The 777-nt window shown below is 47.7% G+C and carries 1 protein-coding gene; it reads right to left on the bottom strand.

Features of this window, described 5'->3' with window-relative positions; genetic code table 11:
• Window positions 1-777: ABC transporter permease (locus R7044_RS24995; RefSeq protein WP_225455972.1), on the bottom strand; the 777-nt coding region annotated here is incomplete at both ends.

Here is a 777-nt window from a genome sequence, read left to right on the forward strand (position 1 = left end):
GGTCAGTAGGCTGCTTAACATGCCGAGTAAACCCGCGATAACCACAAAACCAGAAACCGCCATCAAGGCCTGTTCTGCGACAGACATCATGCCCCATAATTCGTGTAGCGCGACACCGGGCATAATTGCACTGAGAGGCTCTTTCGGGTAGTTGTTGATCTGCCTTTGCAACGCAAAAGTTTGAATGCGCGATTTCAAGCCCACAAGCATGGCAGTAATCTGTTTTGGTTGAAAATCCCTTTCTTGTAATACCGTGGCATCCGGCGTTGGGCCCAAGCGTGCGCCACTTTCCCAACCGACATGAATGGCTTCGATCGCCTCTAACGAGACGTGAACAGTCTTATCTACTGGTGTGCCAGTTGGAGCTAAAATACCAACAACTTTGAATGGCAGTTTATCGTGACGGCTGAAGCCAACATCGCTGATACCATGGGCAATGATGATTTCACTGCCTATCTGGTAACCCAATTGTTTGGCGACGTCCGATCCGAGTACGGTTTCAAATAATCCATTGAACTCTTTCCCTTTCGAGAAAGTAAGTGCTTGCTTACTTCCGTACTTATAATGCTCAAAGTAACTATGATTGGTTCCCATCACTCGAAAGCCTTTGTGAGAGTCTCCGAGCGAAATGGGAATTGCCCAATCAACCGCGCGATGCTGGCTGAATTCTTGATAGCTTTTCCAATCGATATTATTAGTGGCATTACCGATACGAAAGACTGAATACAGCAGTAAGTTCACTTGGCCTGAGCGTCCGCCGACAATCAGGTCCGTTCC

It is taken from the genome of Vibrio sp. 1402 (genome assembly GCF_033340275.1).